This is a genomic window from Streptomyces sp. SudanB182_2057, from assembly GCF_964272715.1.
Lineage (GTDB): Bacteria > Actinomycetota > Actinomycetes > Streptomycetales > Streptomycetaceae > Streptomyces > Streptomyces rubradiris.
Genome location: NZ_OZ186798.1, coordinates 4024107 through 4039341, shown reverse-complemented (window position 1 = coordinate 4039341; position 15235 = coordinate 4024107). Strand labels below are relative to the sequence as shown.

Genomic DNA, 15235 nt, shown 5'->3' with positions numbered 1-15235 from the left:
GATGCGCGTCGCCGTCACCGGATCCATCGCCACCGACCACCTGATGACGTTCCCGGCCCGCATCACCGACCAACTGCTGGCCGACCGCCTGGACCGGGTGTCGCTGTCGTTCCTCGTGGACAGCCTGGAGATCCGCCAGGGCGGGGTCGCCGCCAACATCAGCTACGGGCTGGCCCTGCTGGGACACCGCCCGCTGCTGGTGGGGGCGGTCGGCGCCGACTTCGCGGAGTACGGCGCCCGGCTGTCGGCCCTCGGCGTGGACACCGGCGCCGTCCTCGTCTCCGCCACCCGCCACACGGCCCGCTTCCTGTGCACCACGGACCCGGACGGCAACCAGATCGCGTCCTTCTATCCGGGCGCGATGGCGGAGGCGGCGCACATCGACCTCGCCGAGGTCGCCGCCGACGCGGACGTCGTCCTGATCGGAGCGGACGACCCGGCGGCCATGCTGCGCCACACCCGCGCCTGCCGCACGCTGGGCATCCGCTTCATGGCCGACCCGTCCCAGCAGCTGGCCCGCCTGGACGGCGGGGACATCCGCGCACTCGTCGACGGCGCCGACCACTTGTTCACCAACGAGTACGAACACGACCTGCTCCTGCGCAAGACCGGCTGGACCGCGGGCGAGGTCCTGGACCGGGTCGGCACGTGGGTGACCACGCTCGGCGACAAGGGCAGCCGTATCGACCGCGCCGGAGAACCGCCGGTGGAGGTGGCGGCGGCCCCGGCGGCCTCGGTCACCGACCCGACGGGCGTCGGCGACGCGTTCCGCGCGGGCTACCTCGCCGCCCTGGCCGCCGGCCGCACCGCGCCCGAGGCCGCCCGCACCGGCTCGGTCCTGGCCTCCCTCGCCCTGGCGACGGTGGGCACCCAGACCTACCAGGCCACCCCCGCCGCCCTCCCACCCCTCCTCAGGGCCGCCTACGGCGTCTCCGCCCCACCGTCCGGCTGAACCCCGCGGCTGGCCTCGCCGGGGAAGAGGGCCCGGGCCACGTGGCGGGTGCCGGCGAACGCGACCCATGAAAACGATCCTGTCGGCGCGCACCGTGCAGGCGCCGACGCAGCGGTTGTCGTGGGGGCGCGCCGGGCGGCGCGCCACGGCCGGTCCTCCGACTCGGGGGTTTTCCACAGGGCCCGGGGCGCGGGCCGAAGCCGCTCCCGGGTGCGGGAAGCGCCGTCGCGCGGCCCCGGCGGGGCGGGATCAGCCCGAGCCGGTGCTGCCCGCCGATCCGCCGGCGGCACGGCGGTACTCGGCGTTGATGCGCTGCGCTTCCTCGAGCTGGTCCTCAAGGATGACGATGCGGCACGCGGCCTCGATCGGGGTCCCTCTGTCGACGAGCTCGCGGGCGCGGGCGGCGATCCGCAGTTGGTAGCGGGAGTACCGGCGGTGTCCTCCGTCCGAGCGGAGCGGAGTGATCAGCCGAGCCTCACCGATGGCCCGCAGGAAGGCCGGGGTGGTACCGAGCATCTCGGCTGCCCGGCCCATGGTGTACGCGGGGTAGTCGTCGTCGTCCAGACGATCATTCAGAGGGTTGTCCGATGTCATGTCACCTCGCTGTGCAACGCGTCGAGGGGCCCTGATGCCGTACGGCACCAGGGCCCCGAAGGAAATTCAACACCATCTGTCGGCCCTACTGCGGTGCCGACCTTCTGTTTCCGCTACCCGGCCCGGCCGGGCGGAGCGGTGGATCGCAGCTGCGTGACCGGGGACCACCATCCAATCCGGGGTCTTGCGGTACCCGGGCCGAGCGCTTCTCGGACCGGGCGATCCTGATGGCGTCAGCTCCTCCATTCCTCTCGGACCAAACCACTGAACGAACCGGTACTGCTGTCGGCAGCTTCTCCACCTGCGTCCGGGACGCTACGGCTGCCACCCGCCAGTTCGTGTCTGGCGGGTCTCGCTGGACCATGTCTACGAGAGAAACCGTACCCCTGTCAGCGACAAAAATCTACTGTGACAAGCCTAGGTTTCACGCGTTCGGCGGCGGATGAATCCTTCCGTGACCGACTCCTCGCCGGTGGGCCGGGAGCCGCGTCCGGTCGCCCGCGCGTCCGCTTCCCGCCCCGCGGGCGGTGCGGGGGCGGCCGGGCCGCATAAGCTCTGCTGTCATGTCGAACCCTGATGAGCTGCTCGTCGCCATCTCCGCCGCGGTGGAGTCCGAGCGAAGCAATCAGATGTCGCTGACCGTGGTCGTCGGCGGCGCCGTCATCACCGGCCGGTTGGCCCCCGAGGCCGTGTGGCGGGAGCGGGTGGCGGAGGTCCTGAAGGACTCCGACCGTCTAGGCCCGTTCGCGGGCGTCTTCTCCCGTGACCCACGAGGGTCCCGGCCCGGCCGTGACGAGGCGCCCACGCATCTGCACTTCCACCTCGCCCGCATCCTGCAGGGCAGCCTCGGCATCCCGGAGACGGGAGGCATGTACCGAGTCGCCATCAAGGACGTCAGCGCGTGGTCCGTGGGCGACGTCAGTTACTCCGACCGGTGACACAGCGGTGGGGGCCCTCCCGACACCTGTCGGAAGGGCCCCCACCGGGGTCCGGAGGGCGGTTTCCCGCCCGTCGTCATACGGCCATGGGGCCAGGGCCGCCGAGCAGTGCCGACGCGGTCCGGAGCGCGTCGGGTCCGGCCACGCCCACGGGTGCGGCCCCGGGCGCGTCGTGACAGGTGAAACCGAGGCGCGTCATGGCCCGGGTGACCTCGCCGGCGCTGAAGTCACGCGGGTCCTGCCGGGTGAGGACCCGGCCGACCTGCTTGACGGGGTAGCGACGGCGTCCGATGGTCACGGACGCGCCGGTGACGGGCTCGGGCCTGACGCCCTTCATCGAGTCCAGCACTCCGATTCTGGTCAGGTCGAACGGATACCGGGCGATCACACAGCGCATGGTGCCTCACAGGGGAGAAGTCGGGGAGAGAAGAACGGGCGGCCGGCCGGGCGGATCAGTGCGAGAGGGCGAGTACGTCCGCGGTCCGGCCGTACTCACCGTCGTCACCGGGGCGGGTGCCGGGCGCGGGCGGCGGTCCGTCGAGGACGTCCCGCAGCCGGATCCGGTCGGTGTACGCGGAACTGTCGCGGAGCACGGCGAGCCGGACCCGGGTGATCCGGCCCGTGCTCCGGTCGTCCTCGTCGCACACGGTCAGGTACTCGACCTGAGCGCCCGCCATGACGGCCAGAGCCACCTCGACGGTCATGTCGTCCCACACCCGGGGCGCGTGCCCTTCGACGTCCCCGTCCGCGGGCACGGGGGCGGGGTCCGTCATGCGGTGCTGCGTCCGTGCTGGCGTCAAGGGTGTCTCCTTCGGTAGCGGCGGGCCGGCCCGGGGCCCTTGTGGCCCCGGAGACCGAGAGGACTTCGGGGCCGCGCCGGGCTAGGCGGCCGCGTCGTTGCCGGGCCGCCGCTGTGCCCTGCGGCGCGGTCCCGTACCGGCGGGCCGGCCCTGGCCGCCACCCCCACCCCTGCGGTTCCGGGACGGCGACGACGCGCGGCGGGGGCGTTCCACGACCGGCGCGGTGATGACCACCGGGACGCCGGAGGGCGCCTGGGCGCCGGTGATGCGGCTCAGTTCCGCCTCGCCCGAGCGGACCGGGGTGACCCGCGGGGTGATGCCGGCCGCCGCCATCAGCCGGGTCATGCCGCGGCGCTGGCCGGGGGTCACCAGGGTGACGACGCTGCCGGACTCCCCGGCCCGGGCCGTACGGCCGCCGCGGTGCAGGTAGTCCTTGTGGTCGCTGGGCGGGTCCACGTTGACGACCAGGTCGAGGCTGTCGACGTGGATGCCGCGGGCGGCGACGTTGGTGGCCACCAGGACCGTGACGTGACCGTCCTTGAACTGGGCGAGGGTCCGGGTGCGCTGCGGCTGGGAGCGGCCACCGTGCAGGGCCGCGGCGCGGACACCGCTGTTCAGCAGGTGCTTGGTCAGCCGGTCCACCGCGTGCTTGGTGTCCAGGAACATGATCACCCGGCCGTCGCGGGCCGCGATCTCCGTGGTGGTGCGGTGCTTGTCCGTCTCGTGGACGTGGAGTACGTGGTGCTCCATCGTGGTGACGGCACCGGCCGACGGGTCGACGGAGTGCACCACCGGGTCGGTCAGGTAGCGGCGGACGAGCAGATCGACGTTGCGGTCCAGGGTGGCCGAGAACAGCAGCCGCTGGCCGTCGGGGCGGACCTGGTCGAGCAGGGCGGTGACCTGCGGCATGAAGCCCATGTCGGTCATCTGGTCGGCCTCGTCGAGGACGGTCACGGCGACATCGTCCAGCCGGCAGTCGCCCCGGTCGATGAGGTCCTTGAGCCGGCCGGGCGTCGCGACGACCACCTCCGCGCCGGTCCGCAGCGCACCGGCCTGCCTGCCGATGGACATCCCGCCGACGACGGTGGCGAGCCGCAGGCTCACGGAGCGGGCGTAGGGCGCGAGCGCGTCGGTTACCTGCTGGGCCAGTTCCCGGGTGGGAACGAGGAGCAGGGCCAGCGGCCGGCGCGGCTCGGCCCGCCGGCCCGCCGTACGGGCCAGTGCCGCGAGGCCGAAGGCGAGGGTCTTGCCCGACCCGGTACGGCCACGACCGAGTACGTCACGGCCCGCCAGGGAGTTCGGCAGGGTCGCCGCCTGGATCGGGAACGGTACGCTCACGCCTTCCTTGGCGAGCGTGGCCAGCAGCGGTGCCGGCATGGCGAGATCGGCGAACGCCTCGACGGCGGGCAGCGCCGGTGTGACCGTCTTCGGCGGTGCGAACTCGCCCTGCGCGGGCCGCCGGTTTCCCTGACCTCCGGAGCGGCGCGAGCCGCCGGAGCGGCCGGCGGTGCCACTCCCGCCGAAGCGGTCGTAGCCGCGGCCGGTATTGGTGGTGCGAGTGGTACGGGTGCGGTTCATGCGGAACCTTCCTCGATGCGGGCGCGTATCAAGGAATTTCCGCGGCAGTGCGAGCGGCGCAGAGAATCGCGAGAACGGGCCGAAAATGACAGGGTCGAATCGCCCTGGTAACAAAGCGAGCCGGGGCCCGCACCCCAAGGTGCGGGCCCCAGCTGTGAAGTATGCGTCAGTCCCGAGGGTCAGGCGGGAATGATGTTCTCGGCCGTCGGGCCCTTCTGGCCCTGCGCGATGTCGAAGGACACCTTCTGGCCTTCCAGCAGCTCGCGGAAGCCCTGGGTGGCGATGTTCGAGTAGTGGGCGAAGACGTCGGGGCCGCCGCCGTCCTGCTCGATGAAGCCGAAGCCCTTTTCCGCGTTGAACCACTTCACGGTGCCAGTAGCCATTTTGTTTCTCCTTCGGAGACGGTGTCGGGAACACGCCCTGTGCGTATTCCGTGTCGCCGTGATGATCAACCGTCGGAAAAACCTTCTGGCAACCACACCTGCAACTGATGACGACACTAGCACGTCGGCGCAGGTCATGCGCTGTACGTAATTCCGTCCCGCCTGCGGTCGTGGGAATATTTATCGCGCGCCACGTCGATTTCTGACGTTGCCGGAACAGATATTGGTTCGCAGTGGCGCGGTATTCTCCCCGGCCGCTTCCGCCCGCAGCGCTGTGACCTCCTGCGACGGGCCCGTACGCGGCCCCTCCCGTCGTCGGCGGGCGGGACCCCGACGGGCCCGCCCGGACCCATGAGGGAGACGAAGCCCACATACGGCGTCCCGGGCGGTGGAGGCGGGGCGTCGACGCCGGGCGGTCGGCGTTCGCGGGCGGCACCGGGGTACGCGTCGGTGATCTGTCCGGCGAGCGTAAAGGGGTGTGGGTGTTGCGGCGGCAACTGATGCGGATGCTGGTCGCGCGAGGCGCGGTGGCCTTGGCGTTCGGCGTGCTGGCGCTGGTGTGGCCGGGGGTGACCGCGCTGGCCCTGGCCCTGCTGTTCGGTCTCTACGCCCTCGGGGACGGCCTCGCCCTGCTGACCGGCTCCTGCCGCCGGGAGGAGGGCGGAACGCATCGCGTGGCGCATGCGGCCGGGGGCGTCCTGGGCCTGGCGGCCGGCCTGGTCGCCATCGCCTGGCCCGGGGTCACCGCCCTCGCGCTCGTCACGCTGATCGGCGCGTGGGCCGTGACGACCGGCGTGGCGGAGATCTGGGCGGCGGCCCGCTTCCGGCGCGAACCGCGCCACCAGTGGGCGCTGCTCCTGGCCGGTGCCGCCTCGGTCGTCGCCGGTGTGCTCCTGTGGGCCCGGCCGGACGTCGGCGCGGTCGCGGTCGCCCGGGTCGTCGGCTGCTATGCCCTCGTCAGCGGCGCGTCGCTGCTGGCGGCGGCCCACCGGCTGCGCGACGCGGCCCCCGCGGCACGGCCGGCCCGTGGCGCCCGGCACGCCCATCACGTCCGGCGCGTATGACCCGGGTACCCGTGTAGCCGCGTACCCGCGTGCTCGGCCCCGGCTCCTCGGGGCCCCGGCCCGGCCGCAAGGACACAGCATGTTCACACCGGCTCCCCGTAGCCGCTTCCCGTGTGGGCACCCGTCCAGGGCTGTCTGCCGGGAAGGAGCCCGAGCATGGCCATCGTCGCGTGCCTGTTGCTGCCGGTCGTGGGACTGCTGCTGTACGGCATGGACCGGGTCGAGGACTGGCTGTCGCGTCCGCCGCGGCCACCACGTCATGGCGCCGCCCGGCACCTGCGCCTGATCCGGGGAGGCGGGCAGGCGACCGGCACCCGGGCACGTACCGATCGGCGCTCGTCCGAGGCCGCTTGATGCCGTCTCACCTCGTCTGACGCCGCCTGACGCCGTCTGATGCCGCGTCACACCGCCTGAGCCGGGGGAGGAACCGGACCACCGAGCCGTGCCGGGCGTCGCGGTTTCCCGCGATGGCCCCGGACATGCGTCGTACCCCCCTTTCGGAGACATGGCGCACAACCACCGGAAGAACGGGCCGCCACGGGGTATCCGGGTCGTGGAAAGGGCTGTCAGACGCACTGTTGCCGTTTGACAACAATAGCCGTGAGGCAACAAAGTAGCCGTGTCGGACGTGCGCGGGGAAGGACCTGGAATGCTCCGGTGGAGGAAGGTCGTTCCGTGTGCCGGCCGCCATCGCCGAGAGGCAACGGTGGTGCCGGTGCCGCGAACGGTGGGTCAGGCGGTCCGGCTGCCGGAGTCCGGGGCGTCGTCGAGTATCTGCGTCGCCGCCGTGGCGCAGAACGCCTCCAGCCCCTCCAGCAGCGCGATCCGCTTGGCGGCGGGCATATCCGCCAGCACCTTCCGCAACTCCCCCTCCCTGCGGGCCCGCAGATCGGCGAGGAAGGCGCGGCCCCGGCCGCTGAGGTGCAGGCGCACCTCGCGCCTGTCCTCCGGGCTCGCCACCCGCTCGACGAAACCGGCTGCCTGCAGCCGGTCGCACAGCCTGCTGGTGGACGGTGGGGTGGAGGCCAGGGACTCGGCGAGCGTGCGCAGGTTGATGCCGTCGTGGTGCTCCAGGACGTGCAGCACGCGCAGTTGTGACGCGGAGGTGGGCGCCGTCGAGGCGCGGCCCCACACGACTTCCAGCAGCTCGACGGCCGTGGTGGTCACACGCGCGACCTCGTCGGGCTCTGGGCGGCGGCGGAAGGCAGTCACGGTCACACTCTCGCAGGCACTGGGGCGCCTCTCAGCGTACTAGGCACAGGCGCCGGCCCCAGGCGGCCGGAGGGGCCCGACGAGGCTCGCGGGGGAGACCGGCCTCGTGGGACGAGGCACGTACGTTGTCCGGCGAAAGATTGGTGATTACTCCCTTATGAACAGATTCGTGGCCGCTGAACGCGCCCTGCGCACGGCGGCTCCCGACGCGTTGCTCGACGCCATCCGTGCCGTACTGGTGGAGCAGTACGGCGCGGAGGACGTCGAGCTGTTCCTGGCCGACTACGGCCTGACCGTGCTCCAGCCGGTGTCGCTCCCGCCGCACACCCTGGAGCAGGTGCCGGTGCACAGCAGCCCGGCCGGCCGCGCCTTCGGTTCCCAGCGGCCGTACCGCGAGGACGGGCACGACGGGCGGGCCCGGCTGCACCTCCCGGTCAGCGTGCGCGGCGACCGGCTCGGGGTGCTGTCCGTGACCCTGCCCGGCGGCGAGGCCGTCCGCCGCTACGAGGCGGAACTGGCCGACATCGCCGAGGTGCTGGCGCACGAGGTGATCGTGGCCGAGCGCGACACCGACCTGTATCTGCGGGCACGCCGCAAGGAACGGCTCACGCTGGCCGCCGAGATGCAGTGGCAGTTGCTGCCCGGCCGCTCCTGCTCCCGCCCCGAGTACGAACTGGGCGCCCAACTGGAGCCCGCGTACGCCATCTTCGGCGACAACTTCGACTGGTCCGCCACCGCCGACCGCCTGATGCTGTACGTCACCAACGGCATGGGCGAGGGCATAGAGGCGTCGCTGCTGACGAACCTGGCCATCAACGCGCTGCGCAACGCCCGGCGCGCCGGCATCTCCATCGCCGACCAGGCGGCGCTCGCGGACCAGGCCGTCTACGCCCACTACCGGGGCCGCTGCTATCTGTCCGTGCTGATGTTCGACTTCGACCTGGCCACCGGCCGGGCCAGCGTCGTGGACGCGGGCTCGCCCCGGTTGCTGCGGCTGCGGGAGGGCACCGTGGAGCACGTCACCTTCGACGCGCAGTTGCCGTTGGGCATGTTCGAGGAGACCGACTACGTGGCCCAGGACTTCCAGGTCCGGCCCGGTGACCGGCTCGTCTTCGTCAGTGACGGGGTGCACGCCGTGGCCTCCCCGAAGGGGGAGGCGTACGGGGACGCGGCCCTGTCCCGGGCCATCCACTCCACCCGGCTGCTGCCCGCCGCGGAGGTGCCGCGCGCGATCCTGCGGGAGCTGACCGGACACCGCGGAAAACCCGTACCCGACGACGACGCACTGGTCGTGTGCCTGGACTGGCACGGGAAGCCGGCCGCCACCTGAGCGGCGGGACCGCCCGATTGTGACGATCGCGTGTTGGCCGTCGTACCCCCTCCCCCGGATGCTTGCCGCGTGGCAATAATTGTCGTATGGCTTGCCGTCGGCCGGTCGGGGACGTGCGCAGCAGGGAGACGATGAAGATGGCGGACTACGACACGACACCCGAGGTGGCGCGGGAGCTGGGCGCCTTCATGGAGCGGCGCCGCGAGCAGCTCGCCCAGCGGTGGGCGGACACCGCGCTGTTCCGCACGGTCTTCACCGTCTCCCGGGACGAGGCGGTCGAGGCGAGCAGGGCCGTGCTGGACGCCCTGGCCGAGGTGGCCCGCGCCGGACGGCTGGAGGACGTCGGCGCACCGGGCTTCGCGGCCGTCAGGGAACAGCTCGGCCGCATGGCCGCCGCCCGCTCCCGGGCGGGACTCGGCCCGTCCCGGATCGCGGGCGAGGTGGCCGGCCTGCGCGAGCCGGCCCTCGCACTGCTGCGGGCCGATTCCGAGGACGCCGCCGACGAGCGGACGCACGCCCTTGCGCTCGCGCTGACGGTCCTGATGGGCACGCTGCGGCTGGTGGTCATGGAGACCACCATCGGCGCCGGCGGGGAACTGATCGCCCGGCAGCGGCAGCAGCTGCTGGAGGTGGCCACCCCCGTCATCAAGCTGTGGGAGGGCGTCGTCGCCGTACCCCTGATCGGGACTCTGGACAGCGCCCGCAGCCACGTCGTGATGGAGAGTCTGCTGGAGGCGATCGTGGACCAGCGGGCCCGGTACGCCATCCTCGACATCACCGGTGTGCCGACCGTCGACACGTTCGTGGCGCAGCACCTGATGAGGACGGTCGCCGCGGCCCGGCTGATGGGCGCGGAGTGCGTCGTCTCCGGTATCCGCCCGGCCATCGCGCAGACCATCGTCCACCTCGGCATCGACCTCGGGTCGGTCATCACCCGGTCCGGCCTCTCCGACGCCCTGGCGTACGCGCTCACCCGGCAGGGCATCGTCCTCTCCCCACCCACGGGCGCGGGAGCGGGCCCGCGGTGACCGGCCTGTCCGCCCTCCGTCAGGGTCCCGTGCCGGTGCGGGCGTCGGGCGAGGCCCTGCTGGTCGCTTCGCGGGGAGCACCGTACGAGGACGGGGTGGCGGGACACCTTCGGTACGACATCGCCGGGCGGGCCGCCGCCGGTCCGGCACCGGCAGGCACTGTGCCCGTCGGCGGAGCCGGCACCGGTATCTCCGGAGCGGAGGCCACCGGCTCCTCTCCCGGCGGACTCCTGGCCAGGACCGCCGATCCTCTCCCCGGTCGGGTCCCGGCCGGGACCGTTGGCCCCTTTTCCGGTCGCGCCCTGGCCGGGATCATGGATTCCATGCCCGGTCGCGTCCTGGCCGAGATCGCCGACTCCTCCACCGGCCGTGTCCTGGCCGGGGCCGTCGCCACCGCGCGCCCGTCGGCCACCCGTACCGTCCTGGCCGGAACGCGCCCCGCCATGACCGGCGCCCCGGCCGGGCCCGGCCTCACCGGGCCGGGTCACACCGGGCCCGGCCTCACCGGGCCGGGTCACACCGGGCCCGGCCTCACCGGGCCGGGTCACACCGTGCCGGGTCACACCGGGCCGGGTCACACCGTGCCCGGCCTCACCGTGCCCGGCCCGGATACGGCACCGGACATCGTCAGATCCCCGTCCCTCCCGGACCGCGGCCCCTCGGCCATACCACCCGCTCACCCGGAAGAGGGTGCGTGATGCATGCCCCACCCGTCTCGGCCACCCACCTGCCCATCGGCTCGGAGGCGGACCTGGCCCAGGTGCGCCGGCACGTGCGCCGGATCGCGGCCGACCTCGGATTCAGACTCGTACAACAGACGAAGCTCGTGACGGCCGTCAGCGAACTCGCCCGCAACACCCTGGTCCACGGCGGCGGCGGGCACATGGAGATCACCCGGCTCGGGGAAGGCGGCGGCCTGCGCGGCCTGCGGCTGTCCTTCGTCGACGCCGGCCCCGGCATCCGTGACATCGACCTGGCGATGACCGACGGCTACACCTCCGGCGACGGCCTCGGCCTGGGCCTGAGCGGCGCCAGACGGCTCGTGCAGGAATTCACCCTCGACAGCCACCCCGGCCGGGGCACCACCGTCACGATCACCGACTGGGTCTCCGGCGTGCCGTCTCCCCGTACGGGAGCGTCATGAGCGAGGCCCAGAACACCTCGGCGAGACCCGCCCCGGCCGGTCACGGGCACCACGGTCAGGGAAGCGGTCCCTCGGTCCCCGCGTCCATACCGTCCTGAGCGGACAGGAAGGCCCGCATGCCCCGCCTCAGCGCCTCCCGCGCGGCGGGATCCATGCCGGCGAGGACCATGGCGAGCACCTGTGACCGTCGCTCGGCCACCTCGCTCAGCACCTGCCGGCCGCGCCCCGTGAGGACGAGTTGCACCTCGCGCCGCTTGTGCGGATGCAGCAGCCGCTCCAGCAGGCCCGCCGCCTCCAGCCGGTCGCACAGCCGGCTGGCGGTCGGCGGACCTATCTCCATGCCCTCCGCCAGCGCCGTGAGATTGAGCCCCGGCTCGGCCTCCAGGATCCGCAGGGCCCGCAACTGGTGCGGCGACAACCGCAGACTCGCCCCCTGGGCGGCCACCGCCCACAGGTTCGCCAGACCGTCCACGGCATCGGCGATCTCCCGCGCGACGGCCAGGAGATCGTCCCCCGGTCCGTTCGGCTGGTCGTCCCCGATACCGCCGAGACGAGTCACGAACACATCGCTTTCAGTAATGGCCTGCCCATGCCGATACCACCTTCATTCACACGCGGTACCCGGCGAGCCGCCGTACAACCACCTCCGCTGTGGCGTCGCGGGGACTCGGGCAGAACCCCCGCGCCTTTCCACGGGGGCGGAACGGGACGCTGCCGGCACGCGCCGGGGCGGGGCGGCCGGGGGCGGTGGTACGTGAACGCGACGGTCGTGACGCGTACCGCCCCGACCGGCAGTGCGTCGAACGCGTCAAGTCCGCGGGGGCATGGACCGGTTCAGCGCGGCAGTCCGACAGGCCGACGCGAGGTCTTCGTGACGGCCTGCCGCACTGCCCGGCGGTGGTGCGGCGGGCGCGGCGGGCTCACCCGGTGGCGAGCATCCCCGAGCGCAGACGCGCCACGATGCGGGAGATGAGCCGGGAGACGTGCATCTGCGAGACGCCCAGCTCCTTGCCGATCTCCGCCTGGGTCCGCTCCTCCACGAACCGCAGGTGCAGGATCCGCCGCTCCCGCTCGTCCAGCCCGGCGACGAGCGGGGCGAGGGCGTGGAAGTCCTCGACGAGTTCCAGCGCGGTGTCCTCCTCGCCGATGAACTCGGAGAGGGCCGCCTCGCCGTCCTCGGCGTCGCCGGTGATCGCGGCGTCGAGGGAGGCGGAGTTGTAGCCGTTCGCCGCGATCTGGACCTCTACGACCTGCTCCTCCGTGAGGTTCATCAGCGCGGCCAGCTCCGAGACCTTCGGGGCCCGCCCCAGCCGGCTGCGCAACTCCTCGCTCGCCTTGGCGAGTTCGGTACGGGCCTCCTGCAGCCGGCGCGGCACGTGGACGGACCAGGAGGTGTCCCGGAAGAACCGCTTGATCTCGCCGACGATGTACGGCACCGCGAAGCTGGTGAACTGCACGTCACGGGAGATCTCGAACCGGTCGATCGCCTTGATCAGGCCGATCGTGCCGACCTGGACGACATCCTCCATGTCCTGACCGCTGTTGCGGAACCGGCGGGCGGCGAAGCGCACCAGCGACATGTTCATCTCGATGAGCGTGTTGCGCGCGTACTGGTACTCGGGCGTGCCCTCCTCCAGTACGGCGAGCCGGTCCAGGAACGTCTTGGTCAGCTCACGGGCGTCCTGGGGTGCGATCTTCTGCGGATCCGCGATCTCGGGCAGCTCCGTAGCGGAGCCGGTCGCCGTCCCGACGAGTGCCGTCGTCATCCCAGGCCCTCCCTGCCATCCACGCCCGCCCCCGGTGAGCAGGCCCTCGCGAGCCCGCCTACCCGATAACAACCACCTCATGTCCCCCCAATGTCCCGGATCACCTCCGGACGGCCCCCCCACGGACCGAACGTGAGGCTTCAGACGCCCCGGGACCGCTCAGGAGAAGACGACGGAGCGCAGCAGCAGCCGATCGGATGCCCCGGCGCCGGGCCGCAGGGTGTAGTACGTGTCACCTTCGCAGTCGGCGTCGAGGAAGACGGTGGCGGTGGAGTCCGTGAGGTTCTTCGGCGCCCGCGACACCGCGCCGGGACCGGCGCCGCGCGTCGGGAGGTTGACGCACCGGCGGCTGTCGGGGTTGTTCAGGAAGCCGACGGCGTCGTATCCCTCGTCGGTGGTGTAGGTGTAGCGGAACTGCCCGGTCGCCGCGGCGGCCGACCCCGGAGCGGCCAGCAGCAGGACGAGCGCACTACAGGCGGCACCGACGGCCGCGGTGACGGTACGAAGAGACACAGGCTTTCCTTCTGTCGGGTAACCGGAACGAACAGTCCCAGCGATGCCCAGGCACAGACGGAATAGACGCTCTGTCCCTCGAAAGGGTCCGCCGACCGCCGTGCCACTACGGTCCCGGCCCGCGCGCGGGCGAGGCCGCCGTCCGCCCCCCGGCCCACCGCTGACCAGTGACCGAACTCACGGCCCCCCACGGACCTTTGCCCGGCCTTTGCGCAGCTCACGGACGTGGGGGAGGGAGGGCTGACCAAGGTCGGATGCCCGGGTGATCAACGGAGGGGGAGGCGTCGAGTCATGAGTGACAGCGGGGAGGTGCTCGACATCAAGATCGCGGATCTCAAGGCGACAGCACCTCACATCCACCATCAGAGCGTCGCCCTCGCGCAAGCGCTCACGAAGTTGCGGCACGGGCTGGCCGCGGCCGGCTCTCCCTGGGGCGACGACGAGCAGGGCGAGAAGTTCCACAAGGCGTACGGCCCGCACGTCGAGCGGATCGAGCGGTCCACCCGGATCCTGGCCGACGGGCTGGCCAGTATCCGGGAAGCCATGGTGGACATGGCCGACGGGCACATCGACAACGAGGAGCTGATCCGGGGCGTGTTCAGCCGGATCCGCGTCGACCACGACGGGAAGAACCGCGGCGAGTGAGCGTCGCGGACAAGGCCCGCGAGGTCGTCCAGGACCTGACGGGCATGTGGTGGCCGGATGCCGATGAAGACGGGCTGCGGGACGCCGCGAAGGTATGGCGGGCCTTCGCCGACGACGTCGACGACGTCACCTCCGGTGCCGACAAGGCGGCGCGCTCCATCATCGAGCACAACAAGGGCGAGGCCATCTCCGCCTTCGCCGACCCCTACTGGCGTCGCTACCACCACGACGGTCACGGCTGGCTGAAGGACCTGGCCGACGCCGCCCGCGACATGGCCAAGGCGCTGGACGCGTACGCGGACGCCGTGCACAGCGCGAAGAAGAAGCTGGAACACGAGCTGGAGATCGTCGGCGCCACACTCGTCGCCGGCACGGCCCTGGCCGTCTTCACCGCGGGAATCTCGGAAGGCGCGGCAGCGGCGGCCGCGGTCACCGTCGCGGACCTGGCCGCCGGCCTCGGCATCGCGGTGACCGAGGAGATCGCCACCATCGCGGGCACCACCCTGGCCACGGCGGCCTTCGCCGGCGTCGAATCCATCACGGTGGACCTCGCCGTGACCCAGCCCGTCTCCATCGCCTTGGGAGAACAGAAGGGCGGTCTCAACCTCGACGAGGCACGCGAGACCGGCCTCTACGGCGCACTCCTGGGCGGCGGCCTCGGCGGTGCGGGCGCGACGGTACGGGCCGCGCGTGACGCAGGAGGCTTCACGGAGCTTCTCGGTGGTGTCCGGCTGCCCTCCTTCGGTCCGGCGGTGGCCTTGCCCGAGGGCGCGAGCCCCTCTCTCGACGAACTCGGCCTGCTCATCAAGGGCGACGGGGAACCCAATGCCTGGCCGCGCAACAAACGCAGGGGAAGGGTGAACCCTCAGTACCGGGCCGATGTCGTCGGCGATGAGGGAAAGAACGGGGCCCATACCCTGGCCAAGCATGTGCGGATCACTACTCATGAGCTGCGTGCCCGGCTGCGAGCGGAGCCCGCGAGGGAAAGGGTCTCGCGATATGTGGACGAAGCGTCGGCGCAGAGGCATACCGACGGCGTGGTACTCAAGCGTCAGAAGGAGATCGACGCGTGGCTCGCGAAGGACAAGGGGCGGAAGCTTGAGCTGGAAGCTCATTTCGATGAGCACACCGGGTTGAGTCTGTCCCGGGAGAACTTCCGCAACGGGCTGCCCCCGGAGTGGGTCAAGGGCGCCAGAGTGATCCTCAAACGTGACCCATCAGGCGAAATGGGATATCGCGTGCTCACCTCCTATCCCGTCCCCTAGAACCGACAGGTCTGACTGCGACG

At 71.9% G+C, this 15235-nt stretch carries 19 protein-coding genes; 10 read left to right on the top strand and 9 right to left on the bottom strand.

Going from position 1 to position 15235, the window contains the following annotated elements; translation table 11 throughout:
* The first annotated feature begins 1 nt into the window (after position 1).
* Positions 2–952 carry a carbohydrate kinase family protein gene (locus tag ACSURM_RS17560; protein WP_436956150.1) on the top strand — a complete coding sequence of 317 codons (951 nt, stop codon included), beginning with the start codon at positions 2–4 and terminating at the stop codon, positions 950–952.
* A gap of 249 nt (positions 953–1201) precedes the next feature.
* Here ACSURM_RS17560 and ACSURM_RS17555 read toward each other — a convergent pair whose 3' ends face one another.
* Positions 1202–1546 carry a MerR family transcriptional regulator gene (locus ACSURM_RS17555; RefSeq protein WP_436956148.1) on the bottom strand — a complete coding sequence of 115 codons (345 nt, stop codon included), beginning with the start codon at positions 1544–1546 and terminating at the stop codon, positions 1202–1204.
* Positions 1547–2109: 563 nt separating this feature from the next.
* Between ACSURM_RS17555 and ACSURM_RS17550 the strand changes: the two genes are divergently transcribed.
* Complete coding sequence (locus ACSURM_RS17550; protein ID WP_436956146.1) at positions 2110–2484, top strand: hypothetical protein; 375 nt, start codon at positions 2110–2112, stop codon at positions 2482–2484.
* Between the two features lie 76 nt (positions 2485–2560).
* On the opposite strand, the gene ACSURM_RS17545 is transcribed toward ACSURM_RS17550, so the two are convergent.
* From ACSURM_RS17545 to ACSURM_RS17530, 4 genes are all read right to left on the bottom strand, one after another.
* Positions 2561–2881: an SCO5918 family protein gene (locus ACSURM_RS17545; RefSeq protein WP_436956144.1), complete on the bottom strand. Its 321-nt coding sequence runs from the start codon at positions 2879–2881 to the stop codon at positions 2561–2563.
* 55 nt (positions 2882–2936) lie between these two features.
* Complete coding sequence (locus tag ACSURM_RS17540; RefSeq protein WP_436961125.1) at positions 2937–3257, bottom strand: CBS domain-containing protein; 321 nt, start codon at positions 3255–3257, stop codon at positions 2937–2939.
* Positions 3258–3365: 108 nt separating this feature from the next.
* Positions 3366–4862, bottom strand: a complete 1497-nt coding sequence (locus ACSURM_RS17535; RefSeq protein ID WP_436956142.1) for a DEAD/DEAH box helicase — start codon at positions 4860–4862, stop codon at positions 3366–3368.
* A 179-nt stretch (positions 4863–5041) separates the two neighbouring features.
* Positions 5042–5245, bottom strand: a complete 204-nt coding sequence (locus tag ACSURM_RS17530) for a cold-shock protein (RefSeq protein WP_030790686.1) — start codon at positions 5243–5245, stop codon at positions 5042–5044.
* 482 nt (positions 5246–5727) lie between these two features.
* Here ACSURM_RS17530 and ACSURM_RS17525 point away from each other — a divergent pair, with 482 nt between their 5' ends.
* Positions 5728–6309 (top strand): HdeD family acid-resistance protein, encoded by a 582-nt coding sequence (locus ACSURM_RS17525; RefSeq protein WP_436956140.1) that lies wholly within the window; start codon positions 5728–5730, stop codon positions 6307–6309.
* A gap of 156 nt (positions 6310–6465) precedes the next feature.
* Entirely contained in the window at positions 6466–6663 is a 198-nt protein-coding gene (locus tag ACSURM_RS17520) for a hypothetical protein (protein ID WP_436956138.1), read from the top strand.
* Positions 6664–7041: 378 nt separating this feature from the next.
* Here ACSURM_RS17520 and ACSURM_RS17515 read toward each other — a convergent pair whose 3' ends face one another.
* Entirely contained in the window at positions 7042–7476 is a 435-nt protein-coding gene (locus ACSURM_RS17515; RefSeq protein WP_436956137.1) for a MarR family transcriptional regulator, read from the bottom strand.
* A gap of 202 nt (positions 7477–7678) precedes the next feature.
* Here ACSURM_RS17515 and ACSURM_RS17510 point away from each other — a divergent pair, with 202 nt between their 5' ends.
* The 4 genes from ACSURM_RS17510 to ACSURM_RS17495 all read left to right on the top strand — a co-directional run bounded on the left by ACSURM_RS17510 (position 7679) and on the right by ACSURM_RS17495 (position 11023).
* Positions 7679–8851 carry a PP2C family protein-serine/threonine phosphatase gene (locus tag ACSURM_RS17510; protein ID WP_436956135.1) on the top strand — a complete coding sequence of 391 codons (1173 nt, stop codon included), beginning with the start codon at positions 7679–7681 and terminating at the stop codon, positions 8849–8851.
* Between the two features lie 131 nt (positions 8852–8982).
* Entirely contained in the window at positions 8983–9879 is an 897-nt protein-coding gene (locus ACSURM_RS17505; protein ID WP_436961124.1) for an STAS domain-containing protein, read from the top strand.
* 323 nt (positions 9880–10202) lie between these two features.
* Complete coding sequence (locus ACSURM_RS17500) at positions 10203–10577, top strand: hypothetical protein (protein WP_436956133.1); 375 nt, start codon at positions 10203–10205, stop codon at positions 10575–10577.
* Complete coding sequence (locus tag ACSURM_RS17495; protein WP_436956131.1) at positions 10577–11023, top strand: ATP-binding protein; 447 nt, start codon at positions 10577–10579, stop codon at positions 11021–11023. Before ACSURM_RS17500 ends, ACSURM_RS17495 begins: the two co-directional genes overlap by 1 nt.
* Positions 11024–11078: 55 nt before the next feature.
* Here the strand turns inward: ACSURM_RS17495 and ACSURM_RS17490 are convergent, their stop codons facing one another.
* The 3 genes from ACSURM_RS17490 to ACSURM_RS17480 form a co-directional block, all read right to left on the bottom strand.
* Positions 11079–11582, bottom strand: coding sequence for a MarR family winged helix-turn-helix transcriptional regulator (locus ACSURM_RS17490; protein ID WP_436961123.1), 504 nt, complete (start codon positions 11580–11582; stop codon positions 11079–11081).
* 361 nt (positions 11583–11943) lie between these two features.
* Positions 11944–12789: an RNA polymerase sigma factor SigF gene (locus ACSURM_RS17485; RefSeq protein ID WP_436956129.1), complete on the bottom strand. Its 846-nt coding sequence runs from the start codon at positions 12787–12789 to the stop codon at positions 11944–11946.
* A 159-nt stretch (positions 12790–12948) separates the two neighbouring features.
* The gene (locus ACSURM_RS17480) at positions 12949–13302 is read right to left on the bottom strand and encodes a hypothetical protein (protein ID WP_436956127.1); all 354 of its coding nucleotides are present in this window, start codon (positions 13300–13302) and stop codon (positions 12949–12951) included.
* A gap of 291 nt (positions 13303–13593) precedes the next feature.
* On the opposite strand from ACSURM_RS17480, the gene ACSURM_RS17475 reads away from it, so the two are divergent.
* Together ACSURM_RS17475 and ACSURM_RS17470 are read left to right on the top strand one after the other, a co-directional pair.
* On the top strand, positions 13594–13947 hold the full coding sequence (locus ACSURM_RS17475; protein WP_436956126.1) for a hypothetical protein: 354 nt from the start codon (positions 13594–13596) through the stop codon (positions 13945–13947).
* Positions 13944–15212: an RNase A-like domain-containing protein gene (locus ACSURM_RS17470; RefSeq protein WP_436956124.1), complete on the top strand. Its 1269-nt coding sequence runs from the start codon at positions 13944–13946 to the stop codon at positions 15210–15212. Before ACSURM_RS17475 ends, ACSURM_RS17470 begins: the two co-directional genes overlap by 4 nt.
* The last annotated feature ends 23 nt before the right edge of the window (positions 15213–15235 follow it).